Source organism: Candidatus Omnitrophota bacterium (genome assembly GCA_003598025.1).
Lineage (GTDB): Bacteria > Omnitrophota > Gorgyraeia > Gygaellales > Profunditerraquicolaceae > Profunditerraquicola.
Genome location: QZKH01000003.1, coordinates 449547 through 469626 on the forward strand (window position 1 = coordinate 449547; position 20080 = coordinate 469626).

The following is a 20080-nucleotide window of genomic DNA, read 5'->3' on the forward strand; positions in this document are numbered from 1 at the left end:
TCTATGGTATCCTAAATGCTTGATCTACAATACGTTCGTAAGGGCGCCATTCACGTACCCGCTCCGCATAACGGCAACGCCTCTCTTCAATCGTAAAGCCTAGGCTTTCATACATAGGATTGAGCAGATTAATTATAGCATCTGGTTTGCCATTTGCATAGAATTGAAAACTACTCCAACAATAATCAGCAATATCCTTCACTAGCCCAGCACGTAAAGGATTCCTTTCTATGTATCTTGCACATTCAATAAGGTAACCTTCGCTTTCAATTATTCGGCTATTATATCTATTTTGGAATAAATAGCCCACCGATCCGTATTTGCTGCGGAATCCAGCCCCATACTTTTGTAATAAACCCTGCATAAACTTGGGAACATGCTCAGCTTTAATTGTTTTTATCAATACATGGAAATGATTCGGCATTAAGCAATAATGCAAAATGCTTATTGGATGTTTTTGTCTGTACTCTCTAATTAGTGCTAAAAACCATTGATAATCCTGTTTAGCCCGGAACAGTTTTCTTTTATCATTGCCTCTGACAACAATATGATAATAACTTCCGTCAACTAGCCCCCTGTTTTTTCTCGGCATAAATTCCTCCTTTCACTTATAAAAGACGGTCCAAGAATCAGATATCTAACTATTTTTTTATTAGTTGAAACAAATAAAGTTATAGCATGGCTGGATGGCACCTTGGGGAACGTCCCCTTCTTTTAAGCCAGCTAACAAGACCGCTTTCGAGTTGGTTCTTATTTACCTTGATTTTATCAGGATATTATAGTATTCTTGTTCTCATATATGGATTATTTCCGCTTATCTGCACTAATTAACTGCTTTATATTAGTTTTTATCGGCGCCTATTCATATTTGAATAACCGCACAAATAAGCTAAATCAGATTTGGTGCTTATTTAATATGGTTAGCGCTATATGGTTTGCCTCCATTTATATAGTTAATACAATCGCAGATAAGCAAATTGCCCTTAATATCGTCCGCCTTGCCCACCCCCTAAGCATCCTTTGCGGGTTGATATTTTTTCTCTTTTGCCTTTATTATATAGATGTTGAACAGAATAAAAGAAGGTTAGCTATCGCTGCTTACGGCGTAGGCCTCACAGCCATATTCATTGAGAGCTTCTGGCCTTCACTGATAGTAGCTGATGTTGTGCCTAAATTTTACCAGCCCTATACCCCAAAAGGCACGAACCTCTACATTATACACTTCTCTCTTATCATTGCTTTTATTACCATGAGTTTTTATGAACTTATCCGCGCCTACAGGCATGCCTCCAGCTACAAGCGCAATCAATTGAAATATTTCTTCCTGGCAACTTTTGTTGCTGCCTTCTCAATGTCTACAGTGCTGCCAATGGCCCTGGATTTGCCGGTTTATCCTTTTGGCTTTTTTCTCTTCCCTCTTTACGGAATAATCATCACTTATTCCATCGTCAGATATAGGCTCATGGATATTATCGTTCTTATGAACCGTACCGTATTTTTTACTGCGGTTATAATGCCGGCAATAATCGTCCATATAATACTTGTCTGGCTGTTACAGCCAAAATTCCCGTATTTCGTGTCCAATGCTTTTTCCATAACCGCAATCAGTATAGTATTCCTGATTACCCCGCAATATAGAAAGAACCTTCAGTTAGCCTTAAATTCAATATTATATAAAGGTAAATATGATTATCAGGATGTGTTAAAAGAATCCGCAAAAGCCCTTGTAACAATGTTGGACTTAAACCAGCTTCTTGATTATCTCGTCAACACTATTGTAAAAAACATCCGCGTAAACAAGGTATCTCTTCTGCTGGAAGATGAGGAATCAAAAGAATACAAGGTCGCTGCCTCTTTCGGCATACCGAAAGAACAGGCAGAATCAATAAGGCTAAAACCTATAAACGGGATAATCGGATACCTGACTAATAAGCCTGCTACCCTGGTAAGGGAAGAGGCTGAAAGAGAATTGTCTACTCCGCAGCTTGAAAAAATAAAAAAAGATATGGATGAGATCGGCGCAGAAATAATGATGCCGTTAATATGTAAGAACAAACTGGTAGGTATCTTAAACCTTGACAATAAATCATCCGGCGGGTTTTATGACCCCAGCGATATTGATATCCTTGATACATTAGCAAACGAAGCTGCGATCGCAATCGAGAATGCCAGGCTCTACCGCCAGGCAATAACTGATGGCCTGACTAAGCTATATCATCATCAGCATTTCATGGCGCGGCTGAATGAAGAAACAGAGAGGTCAAAAAGATATGAAAGGCCGATGTCTCTTTTGATGATAGACCTGGATCACTTCAAAGATATAAATGATAAGTTCGGCCACCAAGCCGGTGATGTAGCATTGCAAAAAGTCGCGCTTATCCTGAAAAATAACCTGAGAAACGTAGATATTTGCGGAAGGTATGGCGGTGAAGAATTTGCGCTTATCCTCCCTGAAACTGCGGTTAAAGGTGCAAAAAATGCTGCAGAGCGGCTCAGAAACCATGTTGAAAATGCAAAAGACTTTGCTGAAAAAATCCGACAGACAATAGCCAAATCCTCCCTTAAACACGAAAACAGCACGCTCTCCCTGACTATAAGCGTGGGAATAACGTTTTACGACGGCCAGGATAAAACCAAAACCGCTTATGACTTAATAAAAGAAGCGGATTCCGCTCTTTACCTGGCAAAGAGAATGGGAAGAAACAGGGTCGTTGAATTCTCCAGGTAAAACCATTCAAGCGCCTTCCAGCCTTCAATAAAGATATTTTGAGAAAATACCGACTAATACCAGAATCGCCGGCAAGAAAAGTAGCGCCCAGCCTGCGATGCGCATAAAAAAGCCCGGGGTAGCTCTGATATATCCCCCTCTTGAAGGAGCTTCATATTGGCCAAGCTCATCGCCAAACCATATGCCTGCCAAAGCAAATGCAATCAACCCGAAAAGCTTAACAATACCCTCTTTAAAGAAAAACCAGCCCATGACAATATAAACACCTGCGATTATTAATGAAATTACTCTTGCTTTATTCCAATACAAATATTCTTTCATGGTTTGTTATAACTTTAAATTACGCAACCTAAGTGAATTGGCAATAACAGAAACTGAGCTAAAACTCATTGCTGCACCTGCTATCATCGGACTTAAAAGCAGGCCAAAAAATGGATACAATGCCCCCGCAGCAATCGGAATACCCAATGTATTATAAATAAATGCAAAAAATAAATTCTGACGGATACTTTTCATAACCTGCCGGCTTAAATTTATAGCCTTAAGAATACCCCTTAAATCACCCTTGACCAAAGTGATACCGGCAGTTTGTATCGCGACATCTGTCCCGGCACCCATTGCTACCCCGACCTCTGCTTCGGCAAGAGCAGGAGCATCGTTTATCCCGTCTCCTGCCACTAATACTTTTGCGCCTTTTTTCCTTAAATCCCTGACTACTGCCTGCTTACCTTCAGGGCTGAGGCCGGCGTATACTTTTTTTATCTTAAGTTCTTTGGCGATAGCATTTGCTGTGTTCTCATTATCACCAGTAAGCATTGCGATTTCTAACCCCATCTTATGCAATCCTTCTATAGCAGGCGGCGTTGTCTTTTTGATAGGATCTGATACTGCAACAATACCTGCAAAATCTTTTCCGGCAGCCACACAAATAACCGTGTGCGATTTATCTTGAAGCTCTGTTACCTTGCCGATTAAATCCCGGGGAAATACTATACTGTTTTCTTCAATAAAGCTTTTCTTTCCGATTACAACAAATACGCCGTCTACCTGGCCCATTACCCCCTTGCCGGTAACATAATGGAAATTTGCTGCATTAGATACTGAGTAACCTTTTTCCTTTGCATAATCTACTACCGCCCGGCCCAGTGGATGTTCACTACTGCTCTCAAGGGCGGCAGAAATTTCAATAAGCCTTTCTTCTTCATATCCTGAAGCAGTTATAACCGAAGTTACTTTCGGCCTGCCCTCAGTCAAAGTGCCTGTTTTATCAGTAAGGACAAGGGTTGACTTTTCGGCCTTCTCAATAGCCTCGGCATTCCTTATTAAAATTCCGGACTGAGCACCCTTACCTACTCCAACCATCACTGACATGGGCGTAGCCAATCCCAAAGCGCACGGGCAGGCAATTATTAAAACAGATATGGCGCTTACAAGAGCATGCGCTAATGCCGGTTCCGGGCCAAAAATATACCATAAAACAAACGATATTATTGCGCAGATAAACACCGCCGGGACAAAATAATACGAGATTTTATCTGCAAGATTCTGTATCGGCGCGCGGCTGCGTTGAGCCTCTGCAACCATATTTATGATTTGGGAGAGGATTGTCTCAGAACCCACCCTTTCAATGCGCATAATAAAAGTCCCTGCCTGGTTTATAGTTGCCCCGATAACGCTGTCTCCTTCTTTCTTAAGCACCGGCAAAGCTTCTCCGGAAAGCATGGATTCATCAACATAGCTTTGGCCTTCGATTATAACTCCATCAAGCGGGATCTTTTCACCGGGACGAACGCGTAATAAATCCCCCTTGATTACCTTATCTATATCTATATCCTCCTCCTTACCATCCTTGAGCTTATGAGCTACCTTTGCCGCCAAACTCACCAGGGCTTTAATCGCTTGCCCCGTTTTATTGCGCGCTTTTGATTCAAGTAGCTGCCCCAGAAGAACCAAAGTCGTGATAACTGCTGCTGATTCAAAATATAACCCTACCCTGCCTGCCTCTTTTATCGAATCAGGAAATACCCCTGGCACAAACAATCCAAGCGCGCTAAACCCATAAGCAGCTCCTACCCCAATTCCAATCAAGGTAAACATGTTTGGGCTTTTATTTAATACCGACTTCCACGCCTTAACAAAGAAAATCTTGCCTGCCCATAAGACAACCGGGGTGGCAAGAAAAAATTGCATCCAACGCCAAAAATCCGAATGCGTATCTACTAGCCCAAACATATGGCCCATAGAAAGGAAGAATACTGGTATGGTAAATATTACTGCGGCCCAGAATTTACGCGATAAAGACCTCTCTTGCCTATCTTGCGCGTTTTCTTCAGGAGCAAAACCTTTTATTTCCAGGTGCATCCCGCATTTAGGGCAATCGCCGGGGCGGTCCTGTTCTATCTCCGGATGCATAGGGCAGATATAAACATTTTTAAAGGCATTACCCACGGAAGGCATGTACGCTTGCTGATAATTTCCCTTCAGAAATTTATCTTTACAATGCTCACTGCAGAAATAATACGTATCTTGCCCTCTGACAAGCTTCAAGGAATCCTTTTCATTAACATCCATTCCGCAAATAGGGTCTTTAGCCATAATTATTGATCAGTTAAATAGGTTTTATAGATATACCTGCAAGAAATTGAAGATATATCCAGTAAAAATAATCGCCAATGCAGTAATCCCAAAAAATATTAATATCAACTGCAGTTTCATCGCCCTTCTTAATATAATCGCCTCCGGCAGGCTCAATCCAGAGACTGCCATGACAAAAGCTATGGCCGTACCGAGCGGAAATCCTTTCTGAAATAAAACAACAGCTATCGGTACTATCGCAGCACAACTTCCATACATCGGTACGCCTAACAATGTAGCTATAGGAACAGAAAAAATCCCTCCTCTTGAAACAATTGCATGCACCGTATTTTCAGGGATGTAATTGTGAATAAAAGCGCCAATACCTATGCCTGCTAAAACCCACAGCCATAATTTTCTCACTATATCTCCGGCTTCGTATAAGCCGAATAAAATCCGGCTCTTTATGCCCTTATAAACTGCTTTTTGGCTCAGCGGGTATTGCCCTGGCATCAGAATGTCCTTGACCAGGTATCTCTCCACTTTCATCTTAGATAACACAACTCCCGAAATAACGCCGATTGATATGCCGCTGATAATATAGGCGAGTGTTATCTTCCAACCAAATGAACCAAGCATTAATACAGCCAGGTATTCATTTACTAATGGCGAAGTAATTAAAAAAGAAAAAGCTACACCCAGAGGGATATCGGCTTCAATAAAGCTGATAAAAATGGGTACGGATGAACACGAACAAAACGGCGTAACCGCACCAAATAAAGCAGCAAAAAAGTTACCAATGACAGATTTCCTTTCAAGCCATTTCTTAATTTTATGCTCAGAAACAAAAGTTCTTAAGAAACCTATAACTGAGATCATGAAAAAAAGCAAGGCTAATATCTTTATAGAATCATAAATAAAGAAATTAATCACACCTGCTATTTTAGAGGTGCTGCTAAAACCCAGTATCTTAAATACAAAAAAATCAACGATTAACTGCAGCATTTATTCTGCCCTTTATCAGTCTTATTAGAGCAACACGATGCCGCCTTTGACTTTTCTTCAATCTTTTTGTCAAGCTTCTCGAGCATCCGCGAAAAAAAAGATTTGTTCTTTGGTTTTTCACTTTTACTGTTATCCATTGCCTCCTCCTGTTAGTGGTTTTTTATATTTTAATCGCGCAAAATATTTGCGTAAAAGAAAATCCTTATTATGGCCAAAAATAGGGTAAAAATAAATAAAAATTCGAATATTTCATTTATAAAATTAGGATAACCAAACAATTTTATATCTTCGAAAACTTCTATAGCTATTATTGTCGCCATGACCATTGCTAATGATATGGCTTCTTTCTTTACCCAGGAAAACTTTACTTTAAGATAATAATTTAGATTAAATAAGCTGCTGAAACTGGGAAAATATTTAGGGGTAGACCTGCAATAATTATAATAGTCATCTTTAAATTTATCTTTTAAGATTTTATCTTCTTTATTTATCTGCGGTATGTATATCATCAGATAAACAGCAAGAAAAATAAACAGCATCCACAAACGGAAAATCATAAGGACCACGCCTGAGCCAATCAACAATGTGCCCAGATACATAGGGTTTCTGACCATTTTATACGGCCCGCCGGTAACGAGTTTAAAGCCGTTAGACGACATCTCTTCCTTATACCCCCTTGAAGAAACCCTGAATAAGAAGCCAAATAATATCAACCCTATCCCGAGGGCATCAAACAATTCATCAGTAGGATGGTATTTCCAGCTGGGTAATATCAATTTATAAAGCACCAAAGTAAGTAAAACTGAGGCAAAAATCAGTATACCCTGTATCCTTATACGCATTTTCATGGTTTATTGTCCATTTTTTCTGCTCTTGTCAGTAACAAAGAACTCCATATATTTACCCAGCATAAGCCTTGTCTGCGCATCCAGAGCCGGTAATGCGCTCAATGCGAGTATTATAATTGGGATAAATACCCACTCAAGCGAGTGCCTTATCTTTGATAACGCCGCGTTGCTGTCTTTTCTTGCAGGCAAAAGCAGAAGGCTTATCACCATGCAAACCAGCAATCCAAAAGAAGATAAGCTGAAGATCACCCCTCTTATTCTTGGGGCTATATAATAAACTGTGCTTGTGGAAAATTCCCTTCCGGAAAAAATGGCCGGCAACCAGCTTATAAACGCAAGCAAAAAAGACCATGTTGCCCAGGAAACAAAAGATTCAAGCAATTTAATCCCGAAATTAATCCTTTTATATACCGGGATGCTCCGCTTGACTATAAAAGCCCTGATTACTATCGGAAAATTCTCTACGCCCCATGCCCAACGCCGCTTCTGCTTGTATATATTCATGAATGTTTCCCGGAAACTGTTACCGGTTGCTACATCCATTGATACGGTAGTATAAACAGGCACAACACGGTAATCCCCGTTAAAATGTATAAATGCCTTCCAGAAAATAGCAGAGTCATCCGAAACCATATCTACCGGCCAAAAACCCACATCGACCAACGCCTTAAAACTCATGCTATGGCTTGAAAATGTCACCAGCTTATTCGGATTCGTCGCTTCAACGAGCTGGAAAAAAGATGTCCCGATATCTATTATCCGGGCAAAACTGGCGGAATCCCAGATATTATTATGATATACAGGTATAGGCTGGAAACTCGCCTTGAGCCTTTCCGGAGTAATCATAAAATGATACGTCAGACAGCTGAAATAATTACCCTGGGGTACGGTATCGGCATCGAAACAGGAAACAATCACATTTTCAAACGCTATGCCTCTATCTCTAAAATATCGTGCTGCCTCTTTTGCCGAATAGGCAATATTTGCCCCTTTGACCCTGGCCTCTCCTTCAAGCCCGGAAGGATGAATAACAATAAAGATATCCATAAAGCTGCCTTTATATTTTTGGACGATACTCTCCATATCAGCCTTCACTTCTATCTTGGCAGATTCCTCAAGGGCAATTATAAGCACGATCCTTGAGGCAGGATACTGGCCGCTTAAAATACCGGCTATGCCCGGTTCCACTATATTAAGGCCCTCTTTTATAACCGGGATCAGGACCAAATGATACAAGTTTTCAAATGCTGGCGGGAATTGACCGCTTTTTAAAAGCCCGGCTACCTCTCTCCTGTATGTCAGGTTTGCGATTTTTTCTTTAAAGCCGGCTATAATAATATTATCCGATGGTATTTTCTTCTCGACAGCCAGTTTATCTATTTCTTTAATGCGCTTGCTCCAGTCAATTTTCTTTTCTGTCTCTAACCTGAAATAAGACAAAACCAAGAAGATATTCATATATATCAGCCTCATAACCCAATACAATAAAAAGGCGATCATAATTACCGCAGCCAATAATGGCTTAGCAAGGCTTAAGGCCACCATTCCGATTATTATCCCCCAGCTTAACGCTCCGGGGACTATCTCAAAAAAACGCTCCAGCTTACTTTGGGTCGCATCCAGGTTATGACGGGTATACAAGAATTCCATATTTATCTAATGTTCTTCCCCATGGCTAAGGGCTCAAACCCTGTTTTATCCTTTTGAATTATTCTTATTCCGGCAAGCTGCCGGTTTTTATGGTCTAAAAAGTAGCAAAAACCGCTCTTGGGAGAATAAAACACGCCCGAGTCTCTTGCGAGGCTATAAATCATATCAATGTGGTCTTTGCCATCAGGCTGGAGTTCAGCTAAATAAAGTTTATCCTGGTCGTGTAATAACACATGATTGTTGTCAACCCAAAAGCACTTTTTTAGATTACGCATATCTGCCTTCAGGGGCCTGATTACAACTGTCTCATTAAATAGCGAATCGCCTGTTTCTTCCTCAAAATAAACAATTCCAATAGAGTTCTTAGTCCAGTAAACCAAAGAACCGGCATCGCGGTTTATCTCAAAACCCGATACTCCTTTATCTGATATCCTGTAAGGAGGACGGTTAGTCAAAAGATCTCCTTTATCCCCCAGGAAAAGCATTAAATCGTCATTATAGATATAAATCCTGTAGAAACTGGAGCGGTTGAACAGTTCATCTCCTAAATTATTATCTCCAAGAAGCGTTTGTTTGTTATTTTTATTATACGAATACCTGCTGACTTTATTATTCTTATCTAATACATAAATCCATTTCTCGCCGGCGCCAAAACCCTTTATGTCTTTGAAATATTCCGGATATAAAGACATTTCTATAATATTCAGGTAATCCATCCGTTTTGCCCCTCCCAGAAACAATTCATGATCCTGCCTGTTTCCGTAAAAGACATAGCTTGGTTTTTCCTGTATAAGCTTGGTTATATCAAAGACGGTATTGTATTTGGCCCCAATCTTGGCTAAGAAATATCTCCTGTCAAATATATTGCCTGCTGCTATGACTACCATATCCCTTGATGCCTGGGTATAAGCGTTGCTTACATTAAGGTCAAATAAAGAAGCTTCATCTACGAATAATGGCCTGGTTTCATTATTCAGGCAATCATATATATAATAACCCCCTAATTCAGACGACTTAGCTAAAATAAAATAATTTGTACCGGGTATCGGCATTATATCTTTATAACTCTCGCCTGATAACTTGATTGCCCGCCAATTCCTGGGTATCATAATTATATTATCGAAAGCCAGGGCCTTGCCGGCCTCCACAGAAACGTGATGGCTCCATACTTTGTAGCCCTTAAGCCTTATCCTTATATTGTAGCTTGCGGGCAGGAGTTCTGTAATAGATGTCGGTGTCCTGTAATCATACCGGCTGTTCTCAAGAAAAATATCAGCCCCCGCCGGAGTTGTTGAGAGATAAACCAGCCCGGTATGAGACACTTCTTTTTTAAGCGGGTTTATGATATAGCCCAGGGAATAAAACACCAAAAGCGGGCAGATAATAAGATATGAAACAAGAAATATGGCGAATATTACCCTTCTTATAATAACCATTGGTTTGATTGTTTTTGATACCGCCGAAATCAGTAATGCCGCATGCTAAAAAAGCAGAATCAAATTAAATATGGTATTTGAAAATTATATCAAATTCCTGCTGCCCATTATCAGGCGATAAGATACTGGCTTATCTGTTGCACAAGACTTTTGATTTCTGGCTTATACTATTAAGCAAAGAATCGAATGATTTCTCAAATGCAGAAAGGCCATCACGCAGTAAACCCGCGCATATCTCTTGAATATCAATTTGCAACCCATTAAGCGAATTTATGATTTCGGCCGGAGTTTGCGTATTTTCGCTGCTTAAATCATGATTGATCGTACCATGATCAACAAAAGCCCAGAAAGTATTCTCGGGGAGAGTGTTTACCGTATCTCTTGCTATCAACTCGGTAACATATTTAATATCGCTGTAAGAAGCATCCTTTGTGCTCGTCGATGCCCATAGAGGGCGTTGGATATTAGCACCTCTCTTTTTAAGGCTAAGGAACATTTCGCTATTAAAAACCTCAATAAATTTATTATAAATTAACTGGCAATTGGTTACTGCGGCCCTGCCTCTTAATTTATGCCCGGGGCCAAGCAAACGGTCAACAACAGTGTCCAGCCTGCTTACAAAAACGCTTGCTACTGAACGCACATCCTTAGGATCACCGTTGTTTTTAATCAATTTCTCTATTCCATTAATATATGCATTCACGGTGTTTATGTACTGGCCTTGAGAGAAAATCAAAGTGATATTTACATTTATCCCGCGCGAAATAAGCTCTTCTGCAGCAATAAAGCCTTCATCGGTAGCAGGGATCTTAAGCATAACATTCGGCAACCCAAGTTTTTTATGAAGCCTCTGCGCCTCTCTGATGGTCTCTTCCGCATTAAGCGCAAGCCTCGGGTTTACTTCAAGGCTTACATACCCATCTAAACCTGCGGTCTCCTTATAAACGTCCAGGAACATCTTAGCTGCGCTTCTGACATCATCAACAGTAATCTCATCATAAATATCAAAAACCGATCCCCGGGAGCAAGAGAGTTCCAATATTTGGCTGTCATAATCAGAGCTTAAGCTTATACTTTTATCAAAAATCGTAGGGTTTGAGGTTATACCTTTTAATCCTAACTCAATCATACGGATGAGTTTACCGGATCTAATCAGGTCCCTGCTGATATTATCAAGCCATATGCTCTGCCCTTGCTGCTCAAGCATTTTTATCGTGCTTATGCCCACCAAAGCCTCCTTTTATGCTTAGATTGATTATATAATAATAGCATAATTGGCAGATTTTATCCTTATTTTTTTATTACGCTATCCTTCGCCAAATAAAAATCCCGTGCCTGTTCCCAGGCACGGGATTGTTTGTTGCGGATTAATTACGGTTTATTTCTTTGACTTTACTTTATCAAGGAGATCTTCGACATATTTGCCGACAATATCACGGCAGCCTAACCCAAGCGCAATCGCAAGGCCTAATCCAAGCGACCCCAGGATTATACCGATTATCAGCTCGATTATCTTAGCGCCGATTCCTAACTGCTCGAGTGAAATAGCAGCAGCGAAAATCACAACTATCGCTTCAGAGATCTTGCCCAATAATTTTGCCTGGGAAAGACCAGCGTTAGAAGCAGCGGTTTGAACTAAGTTGTTTAACAAGGTAGCTACAAACATACCCGCGATCAATATAATTATCGCAATGACAATATTAGGTATGAAGAGAACTATCCTGTTAAGTAAATCTGCGGCCATGGTCAACCCTACAGAATTGACTGCGATTATCACGGTAATCAGCATACCTATCCAATAGCAGATTACACCGATAAGCTCTGAAAGAGAATACTTCATTCCTCCCTTTTCCAGAATCTCGCTGAGCTTGAATTTATCAGAGACATCATCAAGCTTAATCGCTTTCAGACCTTTTACAACTAGGTTTTTGATGAGTTTTGAGATTGCCCAACCGATTATTAGTAAAACAACTACCATAACAACGTTTGCTAAGAATTGTCCAACTTGTGTTAAGACTGTCTTAGCTGGCTCCAGTAAAACTGCTTGCCAATTACTCATCTATACACCTCCTTTTGTTATCCTAGTATTCTAAACTTATCACGGACATGCACTTATGTCAAGAAAAATATCAAAAATCTATCGTCATTCCATCATAAGCAGATACAACGTCAATCCCAAGCTTATGTGATAAACTCTCTGCCAATTTATAAGGATTGGCTTTTAAAATTGTCATGCCAAAATGTGTCAATATAGTTTTTTTAGGCTTCAGCTCTTTAATCAACAGCTCGGCATCTCTTAAACTCAGGTGCTGGATGTCTTTACGCGGCTCAACAAAGACTACGCATAAGATCAGGATATCGCTTTTATAGAATTCTTTCAGACCGGCAAAATAAGCCGTATCCGACATCAGGCTAATTGTAGCCTTATTTATTTTAAATTTTAAACCATAGGTCTCAACAGGATGTTTATGGAGCATCGAGGTCTGGAATTCAAAATTACCGGCCTTGTATTTTCTTTCAGGCCCTAAAATCTCTATCCTTTCAGGAAAATCAATCAGATGCTTTAAGATAACCGAATCCTCTCTTTTAACCGCATCCTCAGGACAGAAGACAACGCCTCTTTTCTTAAATCCGCCTTCTGTCATAGCTTCTATCATGACGTTAACGTCTCCCGAATGGTCTAAATGACGGTGAGTAAGTATGATACCGTCGAGCTTTACTGGATTAAGCTTTGGCCTGCTGTTTGAGCACCGGACAATGCTTCCCGGGCCCGGGTCGATAATTAAATTTGTATCCCCTGCAGATACCCATATCCCCCCGGATGCCCTGAGTTGGTTTATCATGACAAAGCGTGCGCCTGCAGTTCCTAAAAACTTTATATAATTTGTTTTTTGTTTCTTAATCACTCCCGCAGCCATAACCCTTTTAACTCCTCATTTATTTTCTTAATTTGCATATAATTAAGCTCCTGCTTTGAACCCGGATCGTCTTCGGCCGGCTTCTTTGCCTTTATATTAATAAACTCACCTACCCCCATCGCTTTTGACCCTAATGAGTTTATGAAATCGCGTATTTGCCTGTCATCAGAAACAACGATCAAATTATTGCCGTATTTTAATTTTTCCGCGATCCGTTTAATATATTCATCTGCGGTAATTTGCCTGGAAAAAAATAATTTTATATGGCCATAATCTTCTGCAAGATTGTTTTTGTCTTCCATATTTGGGAAACCGTCAAAGATCAAAAAAGCCAAGTTCCTGGCGCTGCCGGTAAGGCTGTTATTTTTAATCAAATTTATCAAAACGAGCTTATTGTCCCTGCAGGTTTTTGGTGAGTTTTCCTTAAATGCCGGGTGGTTTAATACGTTGTATCCGTCTATGACGTACAGTAAGGACATATATGAGGCCTCCGATTATGGAGTAAACAACCATTATAAAGAACGAAGTAAGCGACATTGCAAAGGCCAGGTCTTTTCCCAGGCCCACCTTGGCAAAGAAGAAAACTGTAGCAGCATCCCGCAATCCTAGCCCGCCTAATGAGATCGGCAGCATGGCAATAGCTGATATGATAGGTATAAAAATAAAATAATACAACATATTGATTTTAATCCCGAAAGACAGCCCGATAAAATAGTAGCTGACCGGTATTGTTATCTGAAGTAATACAGACATAAAAATATTATTTATTATTACGCCCTTGTGATTGCGAAAGACATATATCTCGTTATGCAGGTTCTTTATCATATCCCTGAGCCCGCCGGATTTCTTTGAATGCAAAAGTTTATTTACTTTTGAATAAATAGAATTATTAAATAACACTACTAATATTAAAACCAGCATACCGACTATTACCAGCATGGTGGTAATAATCACAGGCTGGCCATCCATCTGGCGCCATCCGATAATTATAGAGACAATAGCAACTATAACCAGGCCTATGTAACCGCTTAACCTGTCCAGTAAAACCGTAGCAATCACCTCCCGCGGCCGTTTGGTATGCATAGACAGGTCGATACTGCGGATAAGGTCTCCTCCTATAGTAGAAGGTAAAAACATGCTGAAAAAGCTGCCTCCTGCAAAAGAAATAATCACCCTTTTAAGAGGAAGGTTTATTTTTATCGCTTTTAAGAGCATCTCCCAACGAAACAAACATATTATATAAGTGAGGAAATAAATAAGAAAGGCGATGCTAAGTATATATTTGTCGGTTGACCTGATATTTGCTACGAGGCTTGAGGTGTCAATCTGCTTAAACAAAAGAAACAGCAGGAAAGCGCTGATCGCGATCCTTAAAAATAAGGAAAATACTTTTTTGAATACAGGCATTTATCTTGTCAATTCTTTGCCAGTGATGATTTTATAGACCTGTAGATATTTCTGGCTTGTTTTCTGCACTATATCATCCGGAAGCTCGGGTGCAGGAGGGGTTTTATCCCAATCCAAAGTTTCAAGATAATCCCTGACAAACTGCTTATCGAAACTCGGCTGCTGCTTGCCCGGAGAATACTCTTCCTTCGGCCAAAAACGCGATGAATCAGGGGTCAGGATCTCATCAATAAGTATAAGTTCCGCGCCATCAAGTCCGAATTCAAACTTTGTATCTGCGATAATCACGCCTTTTGATAAAGCGAAATCTGCCGCTTTGTTATATATCGCGATACTCAGAGCCTTTAATCTTTCTGCCGTATTTATCCCCAACTTTTCTTCTATATATTGCATCGGCACATTAATATCATGGCCGACATCAGCCTTTGTAGAAGGGGTAAACAGCGCCTCAGGAAGCCGCCCTGATTCAACAATACCTGCAGGAAGCTTGATGCCGCAGACTGTCTGGCTCTTTTTATATTCTTTCCATCCTGATCCGGACAGGTACCCTCTTACTATGCATTCAACCGGAAGCGAAGCAGCTTTCTTAACCAACATTGACCTGCCTTCAATTTCATCCTTGTATTTCTTTAGCTGCTGCGGATATTTATCGATATCTGCAGTTATAAAATGAGTCTTTACGATATCCTTGATCAACCCAAACCAAAAGCAGGAAAGCGAATTTAACACCTTTCCTTTATAAGGGATCCCTCCCGGCAAAACCACATCAAAGCAGGAGATCCTGTCTGTAGAAACAACCAGTAATTTATCCCCTAGGTCATAGACATCCCTTACTTTTCCCCTGCGGAATAGTTTTAGGTCTTTAAAATCCGTGTTTAGTATTATATTTTTATCCATTATTCAAATTCTTTTGAAGAGAGGCGCCTATCTAAAGCCTTATATTCCAGCCAGAGCTCCTCTGGCAGGTCCTTTTTAAAAGTCTTAAAGAAAGACTTGATACCATCCAATTCATTACGCCAATCTTCCTTCTTGACTTCAAGCAGCCTGTTTAAATCTTCAGGGTTCACTTCCAAACCGGTCATATCAATATCTTCGGCATGGGGAATATATCCTACCGGAGTTTTAACAGCTCCCACCTTATTGTTGCAGCGGTCAAGCACCCATTCCAATACTCTGAGATTCTCCTTAAACCCGGGCCAAAGTAATTTTCCGGACTCATCTGCCCTGAACCAGTTGACATGGAATATTTTGGGGGTATTAGACATACGTTTGCCCATATCAAGCCAATGCCTGAAATAATATGCCATGTTATACCCGCAGAAAGGAAGCATTGCCATCGGGTCGCGCCTGACTTCGCCTACTTTACCAACCTGTGCAGCGGTTCTTTCGGAAGCCATAATCGCTCCGGTAAAAACACCGTGCTGCCAGCTAAAAGATTCATACACTAATGGCGCAAGATGCTGCCTGCGGCCGCCGAAAATTATCGCTGATATAGGTACGCCATGATGCTGTTCAAGCCTGAAAGAAGCTGAGGGACAGTTTACTATCGGAGTAGTGAACCTGCTGTTTGGATGCGCTCCCAAAACAGGCTTTCCGTCATTATCAAGTTGGCCGCGCTTCCACGGCCTGCCTAACCAATCTATGCCATGCTCAGGGACAGGCCCGTCTGCGCCTTCCCACCAAACCGTACCATCATCCTTTAAAAGCACGTTTGTATAAATAGTGTCTTTCTTGATGGTTTCAACCATACTGGGGTTTGTATTAGAATTGGTCCCTGGCGCAACCCCAAAAAATCCTGTCTCCGGATTAATAGCCCAGAGCTTACCGTCTGAATCTATGCGCATCCAAGCGATATCATCTCCTACGGTCCATATCCTGTAACCTTTACGTTTAAGGCCTTCCGGAGGTATAAGCATAGCCAGGTTTGTCTTGCCGCAAGCGCTGGGAAAAGCTGCCGCTATATATTCAATATGCCCATTGGGCTCTTCAATACCCATTATCAACATATGCTCAGCCAGCCATCTCTCTTTCCTGGCAATGAAACTTGCTATTCTCAGAGAAAGGCATTTCTTGCCTAAAAGCACATTACCGCCGTAGCCCGAACCAACGCTCCAGATTGTATTGTCTTCAGGAAAATGCAGAATAAGTCTTTTATTTATATCCAACTCGGCTTTTGAATGAAGGCATTTCGTAAAAACGTCGTCTTTCTCAAGCTGCCTTAACACGTCATTACCTACCCTGGTCATTATCATCATGTTCAGGACAACATAACGCGAATCCGTGAGTTCAACCCCGATCTTACTAAATGTGGAACCCACGGGGCCCATAGAAAAAGGTATAACATACATCGTCCTGCCGCACATAGACCCCTTAAATATCGCCTTTGCCTTATTGTATGCTATACGAGGAGACATCCAATTGTTATTCGGGCCGGCATCACGTTTCTTTTTGGTGCAAATAAAAGTAAGGTGCTCGGTACGGGCAACATCATCCTTTGCTGTCCGGTGTAAAAAGCAGCCGGGAAGTTCTTTCTGGTTAAGAGGAATGATCTCTCCTATCGACTCTGCCTCGTCTTCAAGCTGTTTTTTCTGCTCGGCAGAACCGTCTATCCAGACAATGTTATCAGGCTGGCACATACGTGCCATTTTTTCAACCCATTCTTTTAGTTTTTTATTGCGCGTAGGATGGTTTTTATTCATTTTCTTTCTTGGTTTAAAAGATACTTATGCGCTGAATCGCTGGCAACAGCTGCCTCTCCGCAGGCGTTGATAACCTGGTAAAGGCTCTTGCTGCAGCAGTCTCCGCAGGCAAATATCCCCGGCCTTGAGGCCTGTGTGTTTTGTTGGGTAATTATAAATCCGCTTTCGTCTAATTGCAAATAATTTTTAATAAAATCGGTATTGGGCTTTATGCCTACGAATACAAAGACTCCTGCGCATTTAATTTCACTCAATCGGCCGGTTTTTACGTTTTTTGCCATTACCGATTCGACTTTATTCTCGCCGGTTATCTTCTCGACTACCGAATCAAGCACAAATTTTATTTTAGGGTTTGCTTTTGCTTTTTCCTCCAGTATTTTTGAAGCCCTGAAACCCTGGCGTCTGTGAATCAAAGTAACACTGCTGGCATATTCGCATAGGAAGAGCGCATCCTCAAAAGCCCGGTCGCCTGCGCCCACTACAACTACGTCTTTATTACGAAAGAAAGGCCCATCGCATGTTCCGCAATAAGAAACGCCTCTTCCGGTAAGCTGCTTCTCACCTTCTGCGCCCAATTGTTTAGGTTGCGCTCCGGTAGCTATTATGACTGCCCTGGCCTGGTATACATTATCACTGGTTTTTAATTTATAAACTGTCTCTTGGCTGGCATGCTCAGATGCTATTTCAACAACTTCTTCAGGCACTATTTTCACTCCCAGCTCCTGCACTTGCGATTTGAATTTTTCGATCAGCTCATGTGTTGATATCCCGCCGGGAAACCCCGGGTAATTCTCAATACTAGGCGAAAGGATGATCTGTCCTCCCGGGCTCATTTTCTCTAAGATTATTGTGTTCATCCTGAATCTACCGGCATAAAGCGCTGCCGTTAATCCTGCCGGCCCAGCACCGATAATAACCAGATCATACATTACACACCTCACGGTAAACTTTCTCTGCGTTATAAGAACTTCTTACTAACGGCCCTGAAATGACTGACCTGAATTTCAGGCCTTTGGCCATATTTTCATATTCCCTAAAATCATCCTCTTTTAAAAAATATTGCACGGGATAATGCGCGCAACTCGGAGCAAGATACTGGCCTAACACTAAAATGTCGCAGGAAGCATTTTTAAGATCGCGCATGCATCCACGAACTTCTTCTTTTGTCTCGCCTAACCCGAGCATAATTGACGATTTTGTCAATAAACCGTTATTTAATAGCTTGATTTTTTTAAGAACAGATAAACTTAATTCATAATCAGAATCGGGCCGCAAGGCCGGATAAAGCCTGCTGACTGTTTCAATATTATGCGCCAGCACGCATGGCTGTGCATCAACTACAATCTTAATGTTATTTATATCGCCGGATAAATCCGGTATAAGCGCTTCAACTGCCGTATCTTGATTAAACAAATGTATCTGGCGTATAGTCTGCGCAAAAACAGAAGCACCACCGTCAGCCAGGTCATCCCTGGTGACAGAAGTAATAACCGCATATTTCAAACCGGTTTGCATGATAAATTCTGCTATGCGCATTGGCTCAGAGTCATCTTTATGATAAATCCGGCCTGCTTCTGATTTCATTACGTTACAGAACCTGCATGCACGCGAGCACCGGTTGCCCAGGATCATAAAAGTGACCCGGGATGCTTTAAAGCACTTATTAATATTTGGGCACTTTGCCTGCTGGCAGACAGTATTCAGGGATGATTCATTGATAAGCTTTATGGTATCAAAGACTGTGCTATCCGGAAGCTCCTGCCTGAACCCAACCGGCAATCTATTCATGATTTTTTATTTATCTTCAGGAAATTACTAATCGAACGATCATAAGTCTTCTCTATATCCGAAGGGAAAAAGCATGCAGGGATCTGGCCGCTCGTCCTGTGGTAAAGTACACATTCGCAGCATAAGCCTTTTCTTAAGCAAGAGGCATAGCTACAATTGCAATTTGCAAGATTTTGTTTCTGGTTGGGACATTCTTTCATCTTTAAATTTCCTTTTTAAGGCTTTAACTCTGTGCCCCATCTTTATCTTATCTATCATAGATGCATAATCAACAATCAGTTTACCGAAAAGATGGTCAATCTCATGCTGAAAGACGCATGCAAGCAAACCCTCGGCCCTGATTTCGACCGGCTTGCCATTCTCGTCAAGCCCGTTAACGACGATATTGTTTGCCCTCTTTACCTTCAGGCATATGCCCGGCACGCTCAAACAGCCTTCCTCGATTGCCTGGGAACCGCTCCTCTTGGTGATTTTAGGGTTTATCACTTTATATAAACCACTACCTATATCGACTATTATCATGGCGTTAGAGATGCCCACCTGTGGCGCAGCCAAACCTATACCCGAAGAAGAATACATGAGCCTTGCCATTAAGCTCAATATCTGGCGGTGCTCTTCAGTGACCTGAGTGACTGCCTTTGCCTTGTTTCGTAAAACAGGGTCAGGATAAGTTCTAATTTTTAATTCTATTGCCATTAATCACCTTTACTACCTTTGCTTTTAATTCTTTTGCCTTGCTGTCTTCAATAATTGTATAAGCAAGTATGATCACTTCATCACCGACACAGGCACCCCTGGCAGCAGGGCCGTTTAGGCATATAGTGCCGGAACCTGCTTTACCCTTGATAGCATAAGTTTCAAGCCGCATCCCTGAATTAAGGCTTAGGACCTCTACTTTCTCTCCTTCGATTATATCTGCGGCCTTCATAAGGTCAGCGTCAATAGTAATACTGCCTTCATAATAAAGGTTTGCCTCGGTGACTTTTACCCTGTGAATTTTAGATTTTAACATCGTGCGTAACATTTT

General features: G+C 41.2%; 20 protein-coding genes. 1 reads left to right on the forward strand and 19 read right to left on the reverse strand.

Annotated features, from left to right (window positions below; translation table 11 throughout):
- Position 1: 1 nt before the first annotated feature.
- On the reverse strand, positions 2 to 592 hold the full coding sequence (locus C4533_04670) for a transposase (GenBank protein ID RJP29097.1): 591 nt from the start codon (positions 590 to 592) through the stop codon (positions 2 to 4).
- A 207-nt stretch (positions 593 to 799) separates the two neighbouring features.
- On the opposite strand from C4533_04670, the gene C4533_04675 reads away from it, so the two are divergent.
- Positions 800 to 2728: a diguanylate cyclase gene (locus C4533_04675; GenBank protein RJP29098.1), complete on the forward strand. Its 1929-nt coding sequence runs from the start codon at positions 800 to 802 to the stop codon at positions 2726 to 2728.
- A 24-nt stretch (positions 2729 to 2752) separates the two neighbouring features.
- Here C4533_04675 and C4533_04680 read toward each other — a convergent pair whose 3' ends face one another.
- The 18 genes from C4533_04680 to C4533_04765 form a co-directional block, all read right to left on the reverse strand.
- Complete coding sequence (locus C4533_04680; GenBank protein ID RJP29099.1) at positions 2753 to 3049, reverse strand: hypothetical protein; 297 nt, start codon at positions 3047 to 3049, stop codon at positions 2753 to 2755.
- Positions 3050 to 3055: 6 nt separating this feature from the next.
- On the reverse strand, positions 3056 to 5323 hold the full coding sequence (locus C4533_04685) for a heavy metal translocating P-type ATPase (protein RJP29100.1): 2268 nt from the start codon (positions 5321 to 5323) through the stop codon (positions 3056 to 3058).
- 24 nt (positions 5324 to 5347) lie between these two features.
- Complete coding sequence (locus C4533_04690) at positions 5348 to 6307, reverse strand: permease (GenBank protein RJP29101.1); 960 nt, start codon at positions 6305 to 6307, stop codon at positions 5348 to 5350.
- Between the two features lie 167 nt (positions 6308 to 6474).
- On the reverse strand, positions 6475 to 7155 hold the full coding sequence (locus C4533_04695; GenBank protein ID RJP29102.1) for an isoprenylcysteine carboxylmethyltransferase family protein: 681 nt from the start codon (positions 7153 to 7155) through the stop codon (positions 6475 to 6477).
- Between the two features lie 3 nt (positions 7156 to 7158).
- Positions 7159 to 8805 (reverse strand): glycosyltransferase family 2 protein, encoded by a 1647-nt coding sequence (locus C4533_04700; protein ID RJP29103.1) that lies wholly within the window; start codon positions 8803 to 8805, stop codon positions 7159 to 7161.
- A 2-nt stretch (positions 8806 to 8807) separates the two neighbouring features.
- Positions 8808 to 10241, reverse strand: coding sequence for a PEGA domain-containing protein (locus C4533_04705; protein ID RJP29104.1), 1434 nt, complete (start codon positions 10239 to 10241; stop codon positions 8808 to 8810).
- A gap of 130 nt (positions 10242 to 10371) precedes the next feature.
- A complete protein-coding gene (gene tal, locus C4533_04710; protein RJP29220.1) occupies positions 10372 to 11448 on the reverse strand; it encodes a transaldolase in 1077 nt (358 codons plus the stop codon).
- Between the two features lie 171 nt (positions 11449 to 11619).
- Complete coding sequence (locus C4533_04715) at positions 11620 to 12300, reverse strand: hypothetical protein (protein ID RJP29105.1); 681 nt, start codon at positions 12298 to 12300, stop codon at positions 11620 to 11622.
- A 70-nt stretch (positions 12301 to 12370) separates the two neighbouring features.
- Positions 12371 to 13159, reverse strand: a complete 789-nt coding sequence (locus C4533_04720; protein RJP29106.1) for an MBL fold metallo-hydrolase — start codon at positions 13157 to 13159, stop codon at positions 12371 to 12373.
- Positions 13144 to 13638 carry a hypothetical protein gene (locus tag C4533_04725; GenBank protein ID RJP29107.1) on the reverse strand — a complete coding sequence of 165 codons (495 nt, stop codon included), beginning with the start codon at positions 13636 to 13638 and terminating at the stop codon, positions 13144 to 13146. The genes C4533_04720 and C4533_04725 overlap by 16 nt, the downstream gene beginning before the upstream one ends.
- A complete protein-coding gene (locus C4533_04730; GenBank protein ID RJP29108.1) occupies positions 13583 to 14566 on the reverse strand; it encodes a UPF0104 family protein in 984 nt (327 codons plus the stop codon). The genes C4533_04725 and C4533_04730 overlap by 56 nt, the downstream gene beginning before the upstream one ends.
- Entirely contained in the window at positions 14567 to 15463 is an 897-nt protein-coding gene (locus tag C4533_04735; GenBank protein RJP29109.1) for a phosphoribosylaminoimidazolesuccinocarboxamide synthase, read from the reverse strand.
- Positions 15463 to 17265, reverse strand: coding sequence for a phosphoenolpyruvate carboxykinase (GTP) (locus tag C4533_04740; GenBank protein RJP29110.1), 1803 nt, complete (start codon positions 17263 to 17265; stop codon positions 15463 to 15465). Before C4533_04740 ends, C4533_04735 begins: the two co-directional genes overlap by 1 nt.
- A complete protein-coding gene (trxB, locus tag C4533_04745) occupies positions 17262 to 18194 on the reverse strand; it encodes a thioredoxin-disulfide reductase (protein RJP29111.1) in 933 nt (310 codons plus the stop codon). Before trxB ends, C4533_04740 begins: the two co-directional genes overlap by 4 nt.
- Positions 18187 to 19053, reverse strand: coding sequence for a lipoyl synthase (locus tag C4533_04750; GenBank protein ID RJP29112.1), 867 nt, complete (start codon positions 19051 to 19053; stop codon positions 18187 to 18189). Before C4533_04750 ends, trxB begins: the two co-directional genes overlap by 8 nt.
- Positions 19050 to 19253 carry a hypothetical protein gene (locus tag C4533_04755; GenBank protein RJP29113.1) on the reverse strand — a complete coding sequence of 68 codons (204 nt, stop codon included), beginning with the start codon at positions 19251 to 19253 and terminating at the stop codon, positions 19050 to 19052. The genes C4533_04750 and C4533_04755 overlap by 4 nt, the downstream gene beginning before the upstream one ends.
- Entirely contained in the window at positions 19204 to 19749 is a 546-nt protein-coding gene (gene def, locus C4533_04760) for a peptide deformylase (protein ID RJP29114.1), read from the reverse strand. Before def ends, C4533_04755 begins: the two co-directional genes overlap by 50 nt.
- A complete protein-coding gene (locus C4533_04765; protein ID RJP29115.1) occupies positions 19727 to 20077 on the reverse strand; it encodes an aspartate 1-decarboxylase in 351 nt (116 codons plus the stop codon). Before C4533_04765 ends, def begins: the two co-directional genes overlap by 23 nt.
- Positions 20078 to 20080 lie beyond the last annotated feature (3 nt).

Coding starts and splice junctions, on each gene's coding strand:
- C4533_04670 (RJP29097.1), bottom strand. CDS start 592: ATGCCGAGAAAAAACAGGGGGCTAGTTGACGGAAGTTATTATCATATT.
- C4533_04675 (RJP29098.1), top strand. CDS start 800: ATGGATTATTTCCGCTTATCTGCACTAATTAACTGCTTTATATTAGTT.
- C4533_04680 (RJP29099.1), bottom strand. CDS start 3,049: ATGAAAGAATATTTGTATTGGAATAAAGCAAGAGTAATTTCATTAATA.
- C4533_04685 (RJP29100.1), bottom strand. CDS start 5,323: ATGGCTAAAGACCCTATTTGCGGAATGGATGTTAATGAAAAGGATTCC.
- C4533_04690 (RJP29101.1), bottom strand. CDS start 6,307: ATGCTGCAGTTAATCGTTGATTTTTTTGTATTTAAGATACTGGGTTTT.
- C4533_04695 (RJP29102.1), bottom strand. CDS start 7,155: ATGAAAATGCGTATAAGGATACAGGGTATACTGATTTTTGCCTCAGTT.
- C4533_04700 (RJP29103.1), bottom strand. CDS start 8,805: ATGGAATTCTTGTATACCCGTCATAACCTGGATGCGACCCAAAGTAAG.
- C4533_04705 (RJP29104.1), bottom strand. CDS start 10,241: ATGGTTATTATAAGAAGGGTAATATTCGCCATATTTCTTGTTTCATAT.
- tal (RJP29220.1), bottom strand. CDS start 11,448: ATGCTTGAGCAGCAAGGGCAGAGCATATGGCTTGATAATATCAGCAGG.
- C4533_04715 (RJP29105.1), bottom strand. CDS start 12,300: ATGAGTAATTGGCAAGCAGTTTTACTGGAGCCAGCTAAGACAGTCTTA.
- C4533_04720 (RJP29106.1), bottom strand. CDS start 13,159: ATGGCTGCGGGAGTGATTAAGAAACAAAAAACAAATTATATAAAGTTT.
- C4533_04725 (RJP29107.1), bottom strand. CDS start 13,638: ATGTCCTTACTGTACGTCATAGACGGATACAACGTATTAAACCACCCG.
- C4533_04730 (RJP29108.1), bottom strand. CDS start 14,566: ATGCCTGTATTCAAAAAAGTATTTTCCTTATTTTTAAGGATCGCGATC.
- C4533_04735 (RJP29109.1), bottom strand. CDS start 15,463: ATGGATAAAAATATAATACTAAACACGGATTTTAAAGACCTAAAACTA.
- C4533_04740 (RJP29110.1), bottom strand. CDS start 17,265: ATGAATAAAAACCATCCTACGCGCAATAAAAAACTAAAAGAATGGGTT.
- trxB (RJP29111.1), bottom strand. CDS start 18,194: ATGTATGATCTGGTTATTATCGGTGCTGGGCCGGCAGGATTAACGGCA.
- C4533_04750 (RJP29112.1), bottom strand. CDS start 19,053: ATGAATAGATTGCCGGTTGGGTTCAGGCAGGAGCTTCCGGATAGCACA.
- C4533_04755 (RJP29113.1), bottom strand. CDS start 19,253: ATGAAAGAATGTCCCAACCAGAAACAAAATCTTGCAAATTGCAATTGT.
- def (RJP29114.1), bottom strand. CDS start 19,749: ATGGCAATAGAATTAAAAATTAGAACTTATCCTGACCCTGTTTTACGA.
- C4533_04765 (RJP29115.1), bottom strand. CDS start 20,077: ATGTTACGCACGATGTTAAAATCTAAAATTCACAGGGTAAAAGTCACC.